Annotated in this window: 19 protein-coding genes and 1 pseudogene; 11 read left to right on the top strand and 9 right to left on the bottom strand. The window is 66.1% G+C overall.

What is annotated here, in order from left to right; translation table 11 throughout:
- Positions 1-27 precede the first annotated feature (27 nt).
- Entirely contained in the window at positions 28-1,860 is a 1,833-nt protein-coding gene (gene atzF / locus HPS01S_RS05130; RefSeq protein ID WP_066151966.1) for an allophanate hydrolase, read from the top strand.
- 287 nt (positions 1,861-2,147) lie between these two features.
- Here atzF and HPS01S_RS21450 read toward each other — a convergent pair whose 3' ends face one another.
- The 4 genes from HPS01S_RS21450 to HPS01S_RS05125 form a co-directional block, all read right to left on the bottom strand.
- Positions 2,148-3,821, bottom strand: a complete 1,674-nt coding sequence (locus HPS01S_RS21450) for an ADP-ribosylglycohydrolase family protein (protein WP_084397069.1) — start codon at positions 3,819-3,821, stop codon at positions 2,148-2,150.
- The gene (locus HPS01S_RS21445) at positions 3,818-4,459 is read right to left on the bottom strand and encodes a DarT ssDNA thymidine ADP-ribosyltransferase family protein (protein ID WP_084397067.1); all 642 of its coding nucleotides are present in this window, start codon (positions 4,457-4,459) and stop codon (positions 3,818-3,820) included. The genes HPS01S_RS21450 and HPS01S_RS21445 overlap by 4 nt, the downstream gene beginning before the upstream one ends.
- Entirely contained in the window at positions 4,456-5,868 is a 1,413-nt protein-coding gene (locus HPS01S_RS21440) for a 3'-5' exonuclease (protein WP_084397065.1), read from the bottom strand. The genes HPS01S_RS21445 and HPS01S_RS21440 overlap by 4 nt, the downstream gene beginning before the upstream one ends.
- A gap of 275 nt (positions 5,869-6,143) precedes the next feature.
- Complete coding sequence (locus HPS01S_RS05125) at positions 6,144-7,112, bottom strand: helix-turn-helix transcriptional regulator (protein WP_066151963.1); 969 nt, start codon at positions 7,110-7,112, stop codon at positions 6,144-6,146.
- A gap of 116 nt (positions 7,113-7,228) precedes the next feature.
- Between HPS01S_RS05125 and HPS01S_RS05120 the strand changes: the two genes are divergently transcribed.
- Positions 7,229-7,834 carry a glutathione S-transferase family protein gene (locus HPS01S_RS05120; RefSeq protein ID WP_066151960.1) on the top strand — a complete coding sequence of 202 codons (606 nt, stop codon included), beginning with the start codon at positions 7,229-7,231 and terminating at the stop codon, positions 7,832-7,834.
- A 12-nt stretch (positions 7,835-7,846) separates the two neighbouring features.
- Here HPS01S_RS05120 and HPS01S_RS05115 read toward each other — a convergent pair.
- Positions 7,847-8,097, bottom strand: a pseudogene (locus tag HPS01S_RS05115) (DUF1428 domain-containing protein); the annotation flags it as partial.
- A 125-nt stretch (positions 8,098-8,222) separates the two neighbouring features.
- Between HPS01S_RS05115 and HPS01S_RS05110 the strand changes: the two are divergent.
- The 4 genes from HPS01S_RS05110 to HPS01S_RS05095 all read left to right on the top strand — a co-directional run bounded on the left by HPS01S_RS05110 (position 8,223) and on the right by HPS01S_RS05095 (position 11,434).
- Positions 8,223-9,152: a sigma-70 family RNA polymerase sigma factor gene (locus tag HPS01S_RS05110; RefSeq protein WP_307173034.1), complete on the top strand. Its 930-nt coding sequence runs from the start codon at positions 8,223-8,225 to the stop codon at positions 9,150-9,152.
- Between the two features lie 160 nt (positions 9,153-9,312).
- Positions 9,313-9,762 (top strand): carboxymuconolactone decarboxylase family protein, encoded by a 450-nt coding sequence (locus tag HPS01S_RS05105; protein ID WP_066151953.1) that lies wholly within the window; start codon positions 9,313-9,315, stop codon positions 9,760-9,762.
- 149 nt (positions 9,763-9,911) lie between these two features.
- Positions 9,912-10,808, top strand: coding sequence for an alpha/beta fold hydrolase (locus HPS01S_RS05100; RefSeq protein WP_066151950.1), 897 nt, complete (start codon positions 9,912-9,914; stop codon positions 10,806-10,808).
- A complete protein-coding gene (locus HPS01S_RS05095) occupies positions 10,805-11,434 on the top strand; it encodes a YdeI/OmpD-associated family protein (RefSeq protein ID WP_066151947.1) in 630 nt (209 codons plus the stop codon). Before HPS01S_RS05100 ends, HPS01S_RS05095 begins: the two co-directional genes overlap by 4 nt.
- Before the next feature lie 63 nt (positions 11,435-11,497).
- On the opposite strand, the gene HPS01S_RS05090 is transcribed toward HPS01S_RS05095, so the two are convergent.
- Genes HPS01S_RS05090 through HPS01S_RS05080 form a run of 3 tightly spaced genes read right to left on the bottom strand, consistent with a single transcriptional unit; the run spans position 11,498 to position 13,216 of the window.
- Entirely contained in the window at positions 11,498-12,154 is a 657-nt protein-coding gene (locus HPS01S_RS05090) for an NAD(P)H-binding protein (protein WP_066151941.1), read from the bottom strand.
- Positions 12,151-12,840: an ArsR/SmtB family transcription factor gene (locus tag HPS01S_RS05085; RefSeq protein ID WP_066151938.1), complete on the bottom strand. Its 690-nt coding sequence runs from the start codon at positions 12,838-12,840 to the stop codon at positions 12,151-12,153. The genes HPS01S_RS05090 and HPS01S_RS05085 overlap by 4 nt, the downstream gene beginning before the upstream one ends.
- A 37-nt stretch (positions 12,841-12,877) precedes the next feature.
- Positions 12,878-13,216, bottom strand: coding sequence for an NIPSNAP family protein (locus HPS01S_RS05080; RefSeq protein ID WP_066151934.1), 339 nt, complete (start codon positions 13,214-13,216; stop codon positions 12,878-12,880).
- Between the two features lie 186 nt (positions 13,217-13,402).
- Here HPS01S_RS05080 and HPS01S_RS05075 point away from each other — a divergent pair, with 186 nt between their 5' ends.
- Complete coding sequence (locus HPS01S_RS05075; protein ID WP_066151931.1) at positions 13,403-13,918, top strand: OsmC family protein; 516 nt, start codon at positions 13,403-13,405, stop codon at positions 13,916-13,918.
- 13 nt (positions 13,919-13,931) lie between these two features.
- Entirely contained in the window at positions 13,932-14,330 is a 399-nt protein-coding gene (locus tag HPS01S_RS05070) for an OsmC family protein (protein WP_066151929.1), read from the top strand.
- Here the strand turns inward: HPS01S_RS05070 and HPS01S_RS05065 are convergent.
- Positions 14,311-16,527 (bottom strand): heavy metal translocating P-type ATPase, encoded by a 2,217-nt coding sequence (locus tag HPS01S_RS05065; RefSeq protein WP_066151925.1) that lies wholly within the window; start codon positions 16,525-16,527, stop codon positions 14,311-14,313. The genes HPS01S_RS05070 and HPS01S_RS05065 overlap by 20 nt on opposite strands.
- Positions 16,528-16,677: 150 nt before the next feature.
- On the opposite strand from HPS01S_RS05065, the gene HPS01S_RS05060 reads away from it, so the two are divergent.
- The 3 genes from HPS01S_RS05060 (at position 16,678) to HPS01S_RS05050 (ending at position 18,650) form a co-directional block, all read left to right on the top strand.
- A complete protein-coding gene (locus HPS01S_RS05060) occupies positions 16,678-16,869 on the top strand; it encodes a heavy-metal-associated domain-containing protein (RefSeq protein ID WP_066151922.1) in 192 nt (63 codons plus the stop codon).
- Positions 16,870-16,969: 100 nt separating this feature from the next.
- Positions 16,970-17,545, top strand: a complete 576-nt coding sequence (cueR, locus tag HPS01S_RS05055; RefSeq protein ID WP_307173024.1) for a Cu(I)-responsive transcriptional regulator — start codon at positions 16,970-16,972, stop codon at positions 17,543-17,545.
- Between the two features lie 127 nt (positions 17,546-17,672).
- Positions 17,673-18,650 (top strand): Bug family tripartite tricarboxylate transporter substrate binding protein, encoded by a 978-nt coding sequence (locus HPS01S_RS05050; RefSeq protein WP_066151919.1) that lies wholly within the window; start codon positions 17,673-17,675, stop codon positions 18,648-18,650.
- Positions 18,651-18,667 lie beyond the last annotated feature (17 nt).

Below are 18,667 nucleotides of genomic sequence, written 5' to 3'. Positions count from 1 at the left end.
ACAGAACCGAATCAGCGGAGCCCACCCATGACCACGAACCTGCAAGACCTGTCCTTCGACCTCGCCAGCCTGCGCGCCGCCTACGCCGCCGGCACCCCCGTGCGCGCCGTCATCGCCGAGGCCATGCGCCGCTGCGCCACCGACGCGAACCACGCCTTCATCCACCGCCTGACCGACGCCGAGATCGAGCCCTACGTTTCGCACCTCGATGGCGTGGACCCCGACAGCCTGCCGCTGTACGGCGTGCCGTTTGCGATCAAGGACAACATCGACCTCGCGCACATCCCCACCACCGCGGGCTGCCCCGAATACGCGTACACGCCCACGGAAAGCGCCTTCCTCGTGCAGCAGCTGATTGCGGCCGGCGCCGTGCCGCTGGGCAAGGCCAACCTCGACCAGTTCGCCACCGGCCTCAACGGCACCCGCTCGCCCTACGGCGCCTGCCGCAACGCCTTCAACCCTGACTTCGTTTCGGGCGGCTCCAGCAGCGGTTCGGCCGTGAGCGTGGCCAAGGGCTGGGTCAGCTTCTCGCTGGGCACCGACACGGCCGGCTCGGGCCGCGTGCCCGCCAGCTTCAACAACCTCATCGGCCTCAAGCCCACCATCGGCCTGCTGTCCGCCACCGGCGTGGTGCCGGCCTGCCGGTCGGTGGACACCGTCTCCATCTTCGCGCTCACCGCGGCTGATGCGCAGGCCGTGCTGGCCGTGGCTGCGGTGCCCGACGCGGCCGACGCCTTCAGCCGCGCGGCCAAGCCCTTCGGCGTGGACTTTTCGGCCGGCCCCTTCCGCTTCGGCGTGCCGCGCCCGCAGGACCTCAACTTCTTCGGCAACGACGCCGCGGCCGCGCTGTTCGCCGAGTCGGTCGAACGCCTCAAGGCCCTCGGCGGCACCGCCGTCGAGATCGACCTCACGCCCTTCCTCGACGCCGCGCGCCTGCTCTACGAAGGCCCGTGGGTGGCCGAGCGCTACGTCGCCATCCAGGACTTCATCGACGCGCAGCCGGGCGCCGTGTTCCCGCCCGTGCGCACCATCATCGAAGGCGGCAAGACCAAGACCGCGGCCGACGCCTTTGCGGCCAGCTACCGCCTCAAGGCCCTAAAGCACGTGTGTGACGCGGTGTGGAACGACATCGACTGCCTGCTCACGCCCACCGCCGGCACCATCTACCGCATCGCCGACATGCAGGCCGACCCGATCCGCCTGAACAGCAACCTGGGCTACTACACCAACTTCATGAACCTGCTGGACTACGCCGCCGTCGCGGTGCCCGCCGGCTTCCAGGCCAGCGGCGACGCGCAAGGCCTGCCCTGGGGCGTGACCCTGGCCGCCCCCGCGTTCAAGGACGTGCCCCTTCTGCGCCTGGCCGATCGCTTCCACCGCGCGCAGGCCGCGCTGTCACTCGGCGCCACATCAGCGAAGTTGGCCGACACCCCCGCCATCCACAGCGCCGACCTGCCCAAAGGCTCCAACACTGCCGGCACCGTCAAGGTCGCCGTCTGCGGCGCCCACCTCAGCGGCCTGCCGCTCAATTGGCAACTCACCCAGCGCGGCGCGCGCCTGCTCGGCGCGGTGCAGTCCGCGCCCGAATACAAGTTCTACGCCCTCGCCGGCGGCCCGGTCCAGCGGCCCGGCATGGTGCGCGTCAACGAAGGCGGCGCCGCGATCGACATGGAAGTCTGGGAACTGCCCGCCGAACACTTCGGCAGCTTCGTCGACGGCATCCCCGCCCCGCTGGGCATCGGCAAGGTGAAGCTGGCCGATGGGACGTGGGTGAGCGGGTTTGTGTGCGAGGCGATCGGGGTCGAGGGTGGGACCGAGATCACCGAGCTGGGGAGCTGGCGGGAGTGGCTTGCTCGGTAGGACTGACGTTAAGCACCCGCTCTGGGTGCGACTGACCAAAACGCAGCGGGAGTATCTATTCAAAGATGAAGATAGATACAGCCACTATCGAACAGAAGCGGAAGTTCAAGGCATCTCTACCAGAGTCTGTTCGCCAGCTTAGTGTTGCTTGCCATGCTATGGACTGCGCCCAAGAGAACGGTAATGTCAGGATTGGATGCAATGGCAAATCAAGACACGCGAATCCTGAAAGTTATGTATCTGAAACGACCCAAAAACTTCGCCTCAATAAATCATGAACACATTAACTATCGCGATTTGTTGCGCTTCAGCCTCGCCTGCCTTGCCTTGACGACAATCGCAGCATAGGCCACCGCAAGTTCAAGTCCATTCTCTGCATCGGCATAACTGAGTAACTGTCGCCCGATGACAACGGGATTGAATTCCGAACGAATAATCGCCTCGTCGGTTGCAACATCAAGCGATTGCGTGTGTTGCTCACTGGGAACTTCGTTCTTCAATTCCTCTTCCGGCTTCGAGGTGAACAATTCTTGATTATGCATGGCGTACCTGTTTCGTGTATTCACGGCCGCCAGGAGCGGCTCCGGTGTTGGCAATGCTGTGGGCGGGATTGGACGCGGAACCGAGCGACGCTTGCACAACACCGTTTGACCAAATGGTAGTCTGAACCATTGATATGCGGTGTCCGCCTGCCTTGTTGCATAGGGCTCGTTGAGGGCTTCAACAAGACCAAGACCGTGAAGCGCGAAGCGTTCTTCTTCTCGACCTAGCACATCGAGAGGTGATTTCGGTAGCTGCCAGTGCAACAAGTCGGGATACGTAAAGCTTTGCTTACTCTGTCGCTGGCTCACATCAAAGAGTCGCACTGCCTCGCTACGAATGTAGTCAGAATCTTGAACCACCCCTTCGGGAAGTGGCTGCGCAGGCAGCGCCCCGATCAATGCTCCCGCCATAGTGGCAATCGTGTCTGTGTCACTATTTAAAAGATTGGCAACTAAATCGAGTGTCTCACTCGGGCTTCGCCTTCTCAACGCCCATGCAGCGCAAAGCGAAAACAATGAAGCCTTGAGACCCGAACCCCGTTCTTCTGGACGGAGGCCAGAGAGCCGCTCAACCACTACTATGTAGTCCTCTCGCGTCTCCAGCGGCGAACTCCCTGCAATTGCGCAAGACTCACGCCACTCATCTGCTACGGTGAATGAAGCATCCTCAATAGAGCATCCGCTTTCGCGTTGCCATGTGGGTAGCCAGAATGTACGCAGATCACTGTCACTATGAACAATTTCAGGAAGCAGGCGCACGGTCGAACTAAAGGTCATCCATTGATCTGGATTCGGGAGTTTGCCTTCGCGAAACACAAACGCAAGTGCCTCAGCGTGGATCATTGCACCCGCAATCCCACGCACATGTCCATGAGTAGCAATGGAATTCCTTACCACGTCGCCTAGGTAGCTGCTAGGTTTTCGGAGGTCGGTAGCAGCCCATACATGCGGCTGCACACGCATCGCAGCACCGTTCCCCCCACCGTCAACGTATGTTGCCTTGGTGGTTCGGAAGAAGTTGCTGTACCACGTGGTAGAGCTACTGCTAAGCGATGAAGCCGCCGTCTTGCTCCCTATCCCACTTCCCAACGAATACGCGAGCCACACTGGCAGCTCGATCTTTGCAAACGACTCAACATCAAAGAAACCGTCGTGGCGAATGGATCGCCCGGTTGCTAGCCGCAATTGCGTATCGTCAGAGTACGTGCCTGCAGGCAAGTCAATGAGTGCACCGAAGCGCCCCCCAATGAGGCGCTGCCATGGCACGGTGGTAGCTACAGGACCTGCCTGGCCGGTACGCCGCTTCACCAAGGAAGCATCCGCCAATTCGGTCGTAAAGCCAATAGCATCACCATACGCCGCCCACAAAGCCGAAGAGATGGTGCGCTCTCTTCTATCCAATGGTGTGCCGTGAGTCATGTGATCTCTCCAAAAAGCTCTGGTCGTACCTCAATTGCAATTGGCTCATGGCCCACGGCCGCCATTTGCCCAGCCAACTCATCCGCATCCCTCCCGCTGTGAGTGTAGATACAGCGAACATACTGCGTGGACAACTGTGCTGGATACAAGACTTCGGCCTGATTGCAGGTCGGCGCATTCAGCGGGGCATTCGTGGATCGCGTTACAACATTTCCCGCCCACTGGGTGACTCGAGGCGCAAACATAGACTCCAAACCTATCAACCCACTCTGTCGGCGCACACCTGAGTACATATTATTTGTGGTCGTGAAGTAAACGCCATCGTGGGTCATCACATCGGGATGAATAGAAATGATTGCCCACCAGAAATCCTTATCCCTGTGCCAGTTTCTTGCAGAAATGGAGAAGAACCTCTCGTTGATCTGTGATACGGAAAGATTCACATAATCGAGCCACTGCGCATCGCGTGAGCGGTTCTCGGCATTGGGGAAAAAGATTTTCTCCAATTGAGGATCTGCACCCAGCCTCTCTCTGGATTTTAGAGCCTTAGACGCCAAGATGCCCAAAGCCCCGCGATTGGTAGTGAAGTGAAGCAACTCTCTGATGCCGCGCTGGGCAATGAAACTAGAAATGCTCACAGTGCAATCTTTCGACATACAGCGTCGTCAAAAAATGCAGCGACTCCTGGTGCATCAGATGCTTTATATCCAATCGTCACTGTCTGCCGCGCTCTCCCAATACCCATTGCAACGAGCCTACGAATGGCGTTCAATTTTTCTGCATCTGGGATATCAGAGCTCTCGTCATCAACCGGTACGACCTCAGCATTAAGGCCAAGAATAAAAATATGATCAAATTCAAGACCTTTGGCGGAATGCAAGGTGCTCAATGCAATGTTTTCCACACCTTCCGGCCAATCAGATTTCCGCGCGATGGAAACATAAGGAAGCTCCTCCCGAGCAAGACAATCTTTGAGTTCATTAAACCAGCGACCGCCCTTTGCATGTAGGAAGGCAACCGACTCTTTTGATAGATCGATCGATGTTTTGATCTTTTGGATTGCGAAAGCCATCTGTGCCGTGAACCGCCCTGTAATGACAGTAGGCACCTCCCCCTGTCGCGACGCGCTGCTGAAATTTGGTATCGTCCCATCGTCATCAACGGTCATTCCAGAGAGTATTGAGGCCGCAAACTGCGCAATCTGCTTGGTATTTCTGTAATTTGAGGTCAGTTTGTGACTTGTTTCTGCACTCAGATTCACACCGACTTCGGCCCAATTGAATTTTCGTGGATAAATGCGCTGAGTCGAATCCAAGACAAATGTCACCGTGTGATTTTCCGACAACTGATTCATGATTGCACGAATCTCATTGGCCGAGAAGTCTTGTGTTTCATCGACGATCACAATGTCGTACGCTGCCTGTTTTTCCGATGCAAGTCGAATCGCCAAGTCGTTCCAATCTAACTTGCCTGACGTCTGCTTGTATTCGAGATACGGATAGATCACCTGATCGAGTAGAGTTTCCCGCGTTGACCGCTCCATCCGTGGCATGGTGCCTCGACCGTCTCGGCGTGTGCCTAAATATGTTGGCAAGTCATTGGGCAGGAAACGCTCCATGACATAACGCGCCTCTTCACGGACGAAAGCAACAGGCAAATTAAGTACCCCAGCTCCACGACTGAGCAAGTCCTCCGACTCGTCATGCTCGATCATCTCGGGATTTCCGAGCAGCCCCTTTGCCCAACGCGAAAAAGTGTCAATTTCAAGAATCACCTCGTCACCACTGGCAATTTGACGATTGGCAAGCTCTGCCACATAGCCGCGCAATGTACGGTTGAAAGTGAGCACCAGTACACGGACAGGTGATGCGTCCTTCATGCGACGCTGTCGATTGAGATAGAAGCCGACGGCAGCACGTAGCTTGAGGAGTGCGGTCGTGGTCTTGCCACTTCCGGCTGCACCTCTGATGATTTCCGTGCCGGTCCTGATTCGCGAGAACAGAGCGAGTTGTTCCGCAGTGGGGATGACGTCTAACAAAGCGCGCATTGCACTCCTCCTTTTCTGTGCGTTATAGGAAATGAGTATGTCAGCGAATACCCAAATGCAGTGAATTGGTTAATGAGTAACTGCGGTTGATAGCGTACCTCATGTTCATGGACGTCGGGAATTTCGATGAAGGATGCCTGGGTCGCTTGCGTTGTATGTTGGGTCCCACGCGGCCGACTATCGAAACACATGGACGCCTTTAAGGATGAGCGCGTGACGCAGAAGACCACTTGAGCCTAAAGTAGACCCAAACTTTTCGCCACAGCCGCCGAGACCTACCCCCCACCCCGCGCCAAACTCCTTCCCACCCGCTCACTCGCCCGGCGCAGCCGCTCCTTCAGCGCGGGCGGCTCCAGCACATCAAACTCCACGTCCAGCGCCATGAGCCAGTAGACCAGCGAGTCCAGTTGGCCGGTGCCGCAGAGCATGAGGCAGTGTGCGTCGTCGATCGCTTCCAGCGTGGCGGCGGATGGGGGAATGGTTTTCGCCATCACCTCGCGCGGCTGGTGCAGCACCACGCGCGCCTGCTCGCCCTGCTGGTGCACGCCGGCCATGGCCCCGGTGACGTAGGCGCGCAGGTCGCCCGCGGGCGGCGGGCGTGGCGCGAAGTGCGCGCCGGTGCGGGGTGTGCCCTGCACGCGGTCGATGCGGAAGGTGCGCCAGTCGTCGCGCGCCGGGTCCCAGGCCACGAGGTACCAGTGGTGGCCGGTGTGCACCAGCCCGTGCGGCTGCACCTGGCGCACGCTGGCCTGGCCGCGCAGGTCGCGGTAGCTGAACCCCACTTGCAACTGGTCGCGGCAGGCCGTGGCCAGGGTGGCGAGCACGCTGGCGTCGATGGTGGGCCCCATGCGCTGCACCGGCACGATGGCCGAGCGCAGTGCGCCCGTGCGGCGGCGCAGGCGGGTGGGCATCACCTGTTCCAGTTTCACCAGCGCGCGCAGCGAGCTTTCTTCCACGCCGCTCACGGTGCCGGCCGCGGCGATCTGCAGGGCAATGGCCACGGCCAGCGCCTCTTCGTCGTCCAGCAGCAGCGGCGGCAGCGACTGCCCCGCGCGAAACGCATAGCCGCCCGCCACGCCGCTGCTGGCGTGGATGGGGTAGCCGAGCTGGCGCAGCCGGTCGATGTCGCGCCGCAGCGTGCGCGGGTGAACCTCAAGCCGCTCGGCCAGCTCGGGGCCGGCCCAGTGGCTGCGGGTCTGCAGCAGCGAGAGGACGCGCAGCAGGCGTGAGGACGATGACAGCATGGCCGCACTCTAACTTTGATTGAGGGCCAAAACTGTCCGCAATGGGCGCGACATTGCAGCCACGGGTTCGGCGCGGTGCCGGGCCCGCTGTTCACATCTTCATCAAGGAGCCTCTCATGCCCCAGATCGTTCTCTACTGGCACCCCATGTCCAGCGCCACACCGGTTGCCTGCGCCCTCGCCGAACTCGGCGTGCCGCACGAGCGCGTCAAGGTCGACATCACCACCGGCGAGCAGCGCCGGCCCGACTACCTGGCCTTGAACCCCAACGGCAAGGTGCCCACGATGACGGTGGACGGCGCGCCGATGTTCGAGGCGCTGGCGATCGAGCTGTGGCTGGGCCACACCTTTGGCGTGCAAAGCGGCCTGTGGCCGGCCGGCGGCACGCCCGAACACCTGCAGGCGATGTCGTGGAGCATCTGGTCCTATGTGACCTACGGCGCGCAGCTCTACCGCCTGCAGGCCGCGAAAAACATGGGCACACCCGACGACGCCCACGGCACCGCGGCGCACAAGGCCCTGGACGAGCTGCTCACCGTGCTCGATGGGCGCCTGAGCCAGAAGCCCTGGTTGCTGGGCGATGCGTACACGTTGGCCGACCTGATCGTGGCCTCCGTGATTGGCTACAGCGTCTACCTCGGCGCGCCGGTGGACCAGCACCCGGTCACCAACGCCTGGCTGCAGAAGGTGCAGGCGCGCCCGGCGATGCAGATCGACGCCTGACCGAACAGCCGCTTAGGCCTTCACTTCGACCACCGCTTCAAAGCCGCCGAAGATCATGCGCTTGCCGTCGAAGGGCATGGGCGGGTTGTCGGGGTTGGTCGGGTCCATGCGCGGGTCTTCCAGCATCTTCTTCATGCCGGCGTCGCGCGTGGACTTGTCCGGCCTTCGACCCACGAAAACGCCACCGTTTCCTCGGCCGTGGCCTGGACCGCGCGGCGGATGTCAGTGACTTTGCCGTCGGGGACGTCATCGCCCCAGGCCTCGCTCGGGAGTCGCTGGACTGTAGGCAGCCCGACATGTTTTCGATGGGGTGCTCAATGGATGTCTCACAATGGGTCAGGCTCCGCGCTGCGCGTGCAGGAACGGCGATAGAAGGAATATCAAAAAGGTGACTTTGTCCCTACCGTCTGAAGAAGTCTTTTCACGCTTGCGACCAAGGCTGATGGCCATCGGCTATCGAATGCTTGGCTCCGTCCAGGAGACCGAGGACTTGGTGCAGGATGTCTGGCTGCGTTGGCACGATGAACTCAAGGATCCACATGCCGCCGTGCTCATTCCAGAGGCTTGGCTGGTCACGGTCACCACGCGCATGGCCATCGATCGACTGCGCGCTGCCAAGCTGCGACGTGAAGCCTACCCGGGCCTCTGGCTTCCCGAGCCCCTGGTCGAGGATGGACCAGCCTCGCCGGAGCAGATCCGCGAACTCGCCGATGACGTTTCCATCGCCTTCCTGGTGCTGCTCGATTGCCTGACCCCGGAGGCGCGGGCTGCGTTCTTGCTCCGTGAGGTCTTTGAAGTCGACTATGAGCAGGTCGCAGCGGCCATTGGCAAGAGCGAGGCGTCGGCCCGGCAGATCGTGCACCGCGCCAAGCAACGTTTGAAGAAAGTGCGCGGCGCAGATCGGGAGCACGCGCGAACCCCGCCGCAGGAACAGTACGCGATTCTGCGTCGCCTGATCCAGACCATCACGGAGGGTGACTTCCAGGGGATCCAGGCGCTGCTGGCTGAGGAGGCCGCCCTGATGGGCGACTTTGGCGGGGTCGGTCCAAGCTTGCGCTCACCTTTGAGTGGGGCCCGGCGCATTGCCCAGCTTTACTACGCGCACCACCGGCGACATGGCGACAGCATGCGACTCGAACTGGCCTTGTTGAACGGCGAGTGGGCGCTCTTGCGTTACCTGCAAGGGGAACTGGAGTCCGTCCAGGCCTTCGAGTTCGACGGTGGCCGCATCTCGCAGGTGCGGATACAGCGCAATCCTGCGAAGCTGGCGGGTGTCAAACGCCAGAGCTACTTGCTGCCCCTGCCGAATCCTCACTGATGCCGCCGGTTCCGGTGTGTGGCCGCGACAACGTGCGCGGCATGGCGGCGTCCGCAGCTTTTTTTCCAACTGGTGTCACAGCGCCTTCGGGTCAAACGTCTTGGGAGCGGGAGGTCGGTTTTGGCCTCCGCCCATCATTCACATCGAAGGAAATTGATTCATGAATCGCGCTGTTTGGTTCCAAGTCTCTCCTGAGGGTGCCAAGGCTGTCGGCACGCTGCACCACTTTGTCACCAAGAGCACCGGCCTTCCGAGCTTGCTGACGCACCTGGTCTTCCTGCGCGTGTCGCAGATCAACGGCTGCGCGCACTGCATCGACATCCACACGCGGGACCTGCTTGCCGAAGGCATGTCGGTGGAGAAGGTGGTGCTCGTTCCCGTCTGGCACGAGGCGGAATACCTCTTCTCTGAGCAGGAGCGCGCCGCGCTGGCATGGTCCGAGGAGGTGACGCGCGTGAGCGAGACCCACGCATCCGATGACGCCTATGCGGCCGCGTTGGCCGTGTTTGGTGAGAAGGATCTGGTGGATCTGACGCTCACGATTGCCGCCATGAACGCCATCAATCGCATGGGCGTGAGTTTCCGTATGAAGCCGCGGGCCAAAGCGTGAACCTGTCGGGCCGCCAATGCTTGCCTGTGTCCTTTCCAGGGCGGGACTCCGCCCGACCCGCTCACTCGCCCGCCGCAGCCACTTGCAGCATGCGCGCCCTGCCGTTTTCACTAGGTCGGGCGGGGCGCGGGCGGGGTGAGAATGCAGCGATGAGCACCTCAACCTCCTCCTTCCTCTCCGACGCAGACGGCACCCGCGTCGTCACCTACACCTGGTCCGACGTGGACGACCAGCCCGCCGGCGTGGTGCAGATCGCGCACGGGCTGGCCGAACATGGCGAGCGCTACGACCGCTTTGCCCGGGCGCTCAACGCGGCCGGCTTCGTGGTCCACGCGGTCGACCACCGCGGGCACGGGCGCACCGCCAGCGGGCGGCTGGGCGACTTCGGTGCGGCCGGCTTCGGCGGCCTGATCGCCGACGTCGCGCAGTTCGGCGCCGCGCTGCGCGCGCAGCACGGCGGCCTGCCGGTGTTCCTGTTCGCGCATTCGATGGGGTCGTTTGCCGCGCAGGCGGCCATGCTCGACCACTCCGCCACCTGGTCGGGCGTGGTGCTGTCCGGCTCGACCGCGCTGGACGCGTTTGCCGCGGCCATGGCCAGCGCGCCCGCGGACGGACCGGCCGGGCTCGAAGCCTTCAACGCGGGCTTCGAGCACCGCACGGGCTACGAGTGGCTGTCGCGCGACCCCGCCGAGGTGGACGCCTACGTGGCGAATCCCTGGTGCGGCTGGGACGTGCCGGCCGATGTGATCCCCGCCCTGTTCGAGCCCGCGCCCCGCGTGGCCGACCCGGCACGGCTGGCCGGCATCCGCCGCGACTTGCCGGTGCTGATCGCCTCCGGTGACGCCGATCCGCTGGCCGGCGGCGGCGCGCTGATCCAGCTGCTGGGCCAGCGCTACCGCGACGCGGGGCTTGCTGACGTGACGGTGAAGCTCTACCCGGGCGGCCGCCACGAAATCCTGAACGAGACCAACCGCGACGAGGTGACCGCCGACATCGTGGCCTGGCTGCGCGCGCACGCGGCGCAGGCGCCGTCCACGCAGCGATGAGCACCCGGGAACCCGGCCTTCAGGTTCAACCTGCCCCGAGCCTGTTCAGGAACGCCAAGGCGTTCGAGACCTGGCTGAAGAAGCACCACGCCAGTTCCGACGGCCTCTGGCTCCAGATCGCCAAACGGGGCGCCGACGAGCCCAGCGTCACCTACGCCGAAGCGGTGGAGATCGCGCTGTGCTGGGGCTGGATCGATGGCCAGAAGAAGGGGCTGGACGACCAGCACTTTCTGCAGCGCTTCACGCCACGGCGTGCGCGCAGCGTCTGGTCGAAGGTCAATGTGGAGAAGGTCGCGGCGCTCATCGCGGCGGGGCGCATGCAGGCGCCGGGTCTCGCGCAAGTGGACGCGGCCAAGGCCGACGGCCGCTGGGCCAGGGCCTACGACGGCGCGCGGACCTCGGTGGTGCCCGACGACCTGCAGGCGGCGCTGGACGCACAGCCGCCCGCCAAGGCCTTCTTTGCCACGCTCAATGCGAGCAACCGCTACGCGGTGCTGTGGCGCGTCCAGACCGCCGTGAAGCCCGAGACGCGTGCCCGTCGCATCGAGCAGCTGGTGGACATGCTGGCGCGCGGGGAGGCGATTCACATCTTCAAGCCCAGGTCCAACCCGCCCGCCAAGGGCTGATGGTGGCTGGCTGACGTTGCGTTCGGGGCGTTCGGCCCCTTGCACAGTTCGCCCTGGCCGACCTCAGCGGCCGATGCGCGCCAGCGCATCCGACGCCAGCACGACCACGCCCTGCGCGGTCGGTACCGTGCGCAGCAGCGCCAGCGCGACCGCCCGCGCATGCACCGGTTGGTAGCGCCCCGGAAACAGCGGCGCCAGCACGCGGGCGATGGGAATGGCGATGCGTTCGCCCAGGCGCGGCGGCTGTTGCAGGCCGTCGCGCAGGTCGAGCAGCAATGAAGGCTGTGCCAGCACCAGGGCCTGCAGGTCCAGCGCGCGCAGCGCATCTTCCAGCTCGCCCTTGACGCGGTTGTAGAACACGGACGACTGCGCGCTGGCACCGGCCGCGCTGACCAGGCCGATGCGCCGCACGCCCGCGGCCACTGCGGCGCGCGCCACCGCGAGGTTGGCGTCGAGGTCCACCGCACGGAAGGCCGCCTGGCTGCCCGCCACCTTGATGGTGGTGCCCAGCGCGAGGTAGAGCTCTTCGGCGGGTGGCAGCGCAGGCAGGCGCGTGAAGTCGACGCGCAGGGGCTGCAGCTTGGGGTGGTGCAGGTTCAGGTCGCGGCGGGTCAGCGCATGCACCTGCGCCACCGTCGGGTCGGCCAGCAGGGCTTGCAGCATCTGTCCGCCCACCAGGCCGGTGGCGCCGGCGAGCAGCACTTTGCGTGTGGGGTTCATGGGGTGGTGAGCAAGGCCATCAGTTCCTGTTGCCCCACTGGCGTGACCGCCACATCGCGACCCGCCCCGCGCCGCACCCAGCCCTGCGCCACCAGGTGCTGGTACAGCCGGTCGGCCAGTTCGCCCGCCAGGTGGTCGCGCCGCTCGGACCAGTCCAGGCAGGGGTAGGCGTAGCGCCGCTTCCTGCCGGGCTCCGGTGGCTCGAAGCCCAGACGCTGGCACCACGCGCGGCCGCTGTCGGTGAGGGCGTAGCCGTTGCTCACCGGCTGCAATCCATCGGCCGCCATCAGGCCGTCGAACAGCCGGACGCCGAGGCGCCCCGCCAGGTGCCCGTAGCAGCAGCGCGCCTCGCGCAGGCGCGCCCGTTCGGGCGAGGCCCATTGCTGCTCGTGGTCGCCGCGCTCGGCCACCACGGCCAGGGCTTCCAGCGCGTGGGCCACGTCGGCGTCGGCGAGGCGGTAGTAGCGGTGGCGGCCGCGCGGTTCGCAGACCACGAAGCGCGCTTCCAGCAGCTGGGCGAGGTGGCCGCTGGCGGTGGCGGGCGTGACGGATGCGGCCTTGGCCAGCTCGCTGGCGCTGGCGCACTCGCCGCTGAGCAGGTAGGCGAGCATGCGCGAGCGCGCCGGGTCGGCCACCATGGCGGCCACGCGGGCGAGGCGGGGTTCGTGCGGGGTGTTGCGGCTCATGGGCCTCAGCGTAACGCAGCGGGCCATGCTTCCACCATCACGGCGCCACCTGCCGCGGCCGATGGACCGTGCCGGCCACGTCTTCGAGCCAGCTGCGTTCCTCACGCAGGATGAAGCGCTGCGCCTGCGCCAGCTCGAAGTTGGCGCGGCCTTCGGGGTCGGCGCGCAGCACGGCGCGGTAGCGCTCGTAGGCGGCCATGTCGTCGAAGCCGATCAGCCCCCAGGCGATGTGATTGCTGCCTTCGTGCGGCAGGAAGTAGCCGAGCAGGTTCCCGCCGCAGCGGGGAATGATGCGGCCCCAGGCCTCGGCGTAGCGGCGAAAAGCCTCGCGCTGGAAGGGGTCGATCTGGTAGCGGATGAAGCAGGTGATGGGCATGGTGCGGGTACCGGTGTGGAACAGGGGTGGACTGTCCGCCTGATCGGGCCGCGGATGCTTCGGGCTGCGCCGAAGCGTGGTGCCCCGTCGCCGCGCCGCCCGGCGGCCGGGCTGCATGCAGGGATCGGTCACGGGTAGACTGGTCCGCCGTTTCCGGCACCGGTTGGCCGCCACTGGAGAAACCGCATGACGCTTGCACACATCCAGCAATCGATCGAGGGCGTGACGAGGTACTTTTCCGAGCACCCGGAGAAGGCGCTGTCCACCGACAAGGCCGCCACGGCCGTCGTCGAGCAGGGCCTGCGCTGCGTCGCCACCGGCCCCGGCGGCGAGACCCTGGTCAGCGACATGCCCAAGGGCATCGGCGGCGCCGCGAGCGCGCCCACACCCGGCTGGTATCTGCGCGCGGCCCTGGCCAGCTGCGACGCCACCGTCATCGCCCTGCGCGCCGCGCAACTGGGCATCGTGCTGAGCCGGCTGGAGGTCACGGTGGACAGCGTCTCCGACGACCGGGGCATCCTGGGGCTGGGGGATGGCGTGCCGCCGGGACCGCAGAGCGTGAGCATCCGCGTGCGCATCGCGGCGGAGGGGGCGTCCGCCGAACAGCTGCACGAGATCGTCGCCTGGGCCGAGGCGCACTCCCCGGTGGGCGATGCGGTGCGCCGGGCCGTCCCGTCGCGGGTCGAGGTCACGCTCGTCTGAGAAGGAGGCCACCGTGCAGATCAGCGCCCGCGTTGTCAGCTCAGCCGGCCAGCACGCCGTGTCGGTGCGCACGGGCGATGCGGAGCAGCCGCTGGCCGTGCCGCCCAGGGCCGGTGGCGGCTCGGCCGTGAACGGCGGCGAATTCCTCATGCTGGCCCTGGCCACCTGCTACGCCAACGACCTCTACCGCGAAGCGCGCCGCCTGGGCATGGAGCTGACCCAGGTCGAAGTCGAGGCCACGGCGTCGTTCGAGGGCGTGGGCCTGGCCGCGTCCGATGTCCGCTACCGGGCCCGGGTCCAGTCGCCCGCTGCGCCCGAGGCGGTGGAGCGCCTGCTGCGCGAGACCGATGCCGTGGCCGAGGTGCACAACACGCTGCGAACGGGCGTCCCGGTCAGCTGGGTGCGCTGGTAGGGCGCCAGCGGCGCAGCAGCAGCGCGTTGGAGATCACGCTCACGCTGCTCAGCGCCATCGCGGCGCCGGCCACCATCGGGTTGAGCCAGCCCAGTGCGGCCAGCGGGATGCCGATGACGTTGTAGGCGAAGGCCCAGAACAGGTTCTGGCGGATCTTGGCGTAGGTGCGGCGCGAGATGTCGATGGCATCGCCAATGAGCGAGGGGTCGCCCCGCATCAGGGTGATGCCGGCGGCGTGCATGGCCACGTCGGTGCCGGTGGACATGGCCATGCCCACGTCGGCGGCGGCCAGTGCGGGGGCGTCGTTGATGCCGTCGCCCACCATCGCCACGCGGTCGCCGCCGCGGCGCAGGTCGGCCACGATGCCGGCCTTGTCGGCCGGCAGCACCTCGGCGCGGATGTGGTCCAGGCCCAATGCACGGCCCACCGCCTGGGCGCTGCCCTGGTTGTCGCCGGTCACCAGCACGGTCCGGATGCCCAGGGCCTTGAGCTGCCGCACGGCGTGCGCGGCCGTGGGCTTGAGCTCGTCACCGAAGGCGAGCAGGCCCATCAGGCGGGGGGCGTCCGTCAGGTCGGCCAGCCAGGAGACGGTGCGGCCTTCCGATTGCAACGCGCTGGTCGCGGCGTCCATGGGCGACAGGTCCACGGCCAGTTCGTTCATGTAACGCGTGCTGCCCAGGTGGATGTCGCGCCCTTTCACCTGCGCCCGCATGCCCCGGCCGGCCACGGCCGCGACGCCATGCGCCGCGGGCACCGCGACAGACCGCGCGCGCGCCACATCCATCACCGCACGGGCCAGCGGGTGTTCGCTGCCGTTCTGGATGGCGGCGGCGAATGGCAGCAGCTGGGTCTCGTGGCCGGCGGCCGCCTCCAGGGCCACCAGCGTGGGCTTGCCCTGGGTGAGCGTGCCGGTCTTGTCGAAGGCGACAGTGTCGATCTTGTGGGCGATCTCCAGCGCTTCGGCGTCCTTGATCAGGATGCCGCGGCGCGCCGCCACGCCGGTGCCGGCCATGATGGCCGTGGGCGTCGCCAGGCCCAGTGCGCAGGGGCAGGCAATCACCAGCACCGCCACGGCGTTCAGGATCGCGCGCTCCCAGTCGCCGGTCGACAGGCCCCAGCCCAGCAGGGTGGCCAGCGCCAGTGCCAGCACGACGGGCACGAACACGGCACTGACCTGGTCGACCATGCGCTGGATGGGCGCCTTCTTGGCCTGCGCGGACTCGACCATGCGCACGATGCGCGAGAGGGTGGACTCGGCGCCGATGGCCGTGGTCATCACCAGCAGCAGGCCTTCGGCGTTGACGGCGCCGCCCGTGACCCTGTCGCCCGGGTGCTTGGCCACCGGCAGGCTTTCGCCGGTGATGAGGGACTCGTCCACCTCGCTCGCACCTTCGGTGACGGTGCCGTCCACGGGGATGCGTTCGCCGGGCCGGACCACCACCAGGTCGCCCACGCGCACCTGCGCCAGCGGCCGGTCCACATCGCCCGAGGCGGTGCGCACCCGCGCTACCTCCGGTCGCAGGGCGTTGAGCGCCTGGATGGCCGCGGTCGTCTGCCGCTTGGCGCGCGCCTCCAGCCACTTGCCCAGCAGCACCAGGGTGATGATGACCGCCGAGGCCTCGAAGTACAGGTGCGGCGTGCCGTGCGCGGCGTGCTTGAACAGCAGGTAGACGCTCAGCCCGTAGCCGGCGGAGGTGCCCAGGGCCACCAGCAGGTCCATGTTGCCGGCGCCGGCCCGCAGGGCCTTCCAGCCGGCGCGGTAGAAGCGCGCGCCCAGCCAGAACTGGACCGGCGTGGCCAGCAGCCACTGGGCCCAGCCGTTGAGTGACCAGTCCTGGCCGAACAGCATGCCCAGCATGGGCAGGACCAGCGGAAAGCTGAAGGCGGCCGACAGGGCCACCGGCCACCAGGGGTGGGAGGCCGGCGCGGGCCGGTCTTCTTCGGCGGGCTGCGCGACCGAGTAGCCCGCGCGCTCGACAGCGCCGGTGAGCGCGGGGAGCGACACGCCGGGCCCGGCCACCACCGACGCGCGTTCGGTGGCGAGGTTGACGGTGACGTCCTGCACGCCGGGCACGGCCTTCAGGGCCTTCTCGACGCGCCCGACGCAGGACGCGCAGGTCATGCCCTCGATGGGCAGTTCGAACTCGGTGCCGGGCCGGGCGTCGACCGGCGGGGCGAGGGTGGCGGATGCTTGCATGGCGATCTCCTGGTGTGAGGGGGAGCCCGCACTCTCGGGTGTGACGCAGTGGCAAGGTCAAACGCCCTCCGCGCCGGGCCACGGCCCTTGACCTTGCCGCTGTGGCAATGCCCAGACTGGCCGCTCCTCAACTTTTTTCAGGAGTGCGACATGCATGAATTCCAGTTGCCCGACATGACCTGCGGCCATTGCGCCGGGATGGTGGGCCAGACGCTGCACCTGGCCGACCCGGCCTGCAAGTTCCAGGTGGACCTGCAGGCGCGCAAGGTCACCGTGCAGAGCGACGAAGACCGCGCGGTGCTGGCCGAGGCCCTGGCCGACGCCGGCTACCCGCCGGCCTGAGCGCGCAGACCATGGGCGTCCCATGGTCACTTGACCTTGACACGGTGGCAAGGACGACAGTCCGGGCCACCGTGTCCTTTCCGTTTCGAGGAGCCTTCCCATGAACCCGCTCATGAACATCGGTGAAGCCGCCAAAGCCGCCGGCGTCTCGCCCAAGATGGTCCGCCACTACGAGCAGACCGGCCTGCTGCCGCCGGCCGAGCGCACCGAATCGGGCTACCGCCTGTACGGCGAGCGGGAGGTGTCGGTGCTGCGCTTCATCCGCCAGTCCAGGCGGCTGGGTTTTTCCGTGCCGCAGATCGCCGAGCTGATCGGCCGCTGGGGCGACGACCGGCGCACCAGCCGCGAGGTCAAGACCATCGCCCTGCGCCACCTGGCGGATCTGGACGAGAAGCTCAGGGAAATCGCCGAGATGAAGGCCGGGCTCGAAGGGCTGGTGCGCGCCTGCGCGGGCGACGACCACGCCCACTGCGCGATCCTGGACAACCTGGCCGCCGAGAGCCCGGAGGCGCCGCGCCATGTGGCGCGCTTCGTCAAACCCAGGCGCCGCCGCCTGGCACCGGACGACGAGGCCCCGCGCAGCGCCAGGGCCGCGCCCGCCTCCGGCCATGTCGACCTGATGGCCTGGATGCAGGGCGTGCACACGCACCAGTCCGGGGCCGGGGGCAAGGCCTGAGCCTGCGACCAGGGCGGGGGGCAGCACGCGGCCGGCGGCTGGGCGCGTGTCTTGCATGGGGCTGCAGGCACTGCACACACGCGCACTGGCACGGTGCGCGCCCCACCCCGCTTTTCAGGAGCCCTTCATGCCCGACCGCCGCACCACCCTGGCCTGTGCCGCCGCCCTCGCCGCCCTGTCCTTCTCCGGCCTGTCGGCCGCGCAAGGCAAGTACCCGGACCAGACCGTCAAGCTGGTCGTGGCCCTGCCCGCTGGCGGCAGTGTGGACATGATCGCGCGGGCGCTGGGCCAGAAGCTGAACGCGTCGCTGGGCGTGCCCTTCATCGTGGACAACCGCGGCGGCGCCTCGGGCCAGATCGGCATGCCGGTGGTGGCCAAGGCGGCGCCGGATGGCCACACGCTCGCGGTGTCGCCGGCCTCGTTCCTGACCACCAACAAGAGCGTGTTCAAGACACTGCCCTACGACCCCGAGGCGGACTTCACGCCCGTCACCCGCCTGGTCAACCAGCCCATGGTGCTGATCGTCAAGGACAAGCAGAAGTACCCCTCGGTCGCAGCGCTGATCGCGGCGGCCAAGGCCAAGCCGGGCGGCATCACCTACGCTTCGTCGGGCGACGGCAGCCCGCAGCACCTGGGCGGCCTGCTGTTCGAATCGCGCGCCAAGGTGAAGATGCTGCACGTGCCCTACAAGGGCGGCGCGCTGGCCATCAACGACACGCTGGCTGGCACGGTGGACGTGATGTTCGCGGTGATGCCCGAGGCGGTGCCGCACGTCGCGTCGGGCAAGCTGCACGCGCTGGGCGTGATGAGCCCGACCCGCTCGCCGGTGATGCCGCAGGTGCCCACCATGGCCGAGGCGGGCGTGGCCGACATGAACCTCTCGGCCTGGATGGCGCTGCTGGCGCCGGCCAAGACGCCGCGCCCCATCGTGGACCAGCTCAACCGCGCGGTGCAGGCCGCGTTCGACCCCGAGCTCAAGGCCAGGCTGGCCGAGAGCGGCATCGAGGTGGCGACCAGCTCGCCCAAAGAACTGCAGCGCCTGATCGCCAGCGACATCAAGCTGCACGCGGAGCTGGTGAAGTCGGCCGGGCTGGTGCCGCAGTAGCGGCGGCCGTGGCGCCC

This window comes from Hydrogenophaga pseudoflava NBRC 102511 (assembly GCF_001592285.1).
GTDB classification, from domain to species: domain Bacteria; phylum Pseudomonadota; class Gammaproteobacteria; order Burkholderiales; family Burkholderiaceae_C; genus Hydrogenophaga; species Hydrogenophaga pseudoflava.
This window is presented reverse-complemented; position numbering and strand designations above follow the sequence as displayed.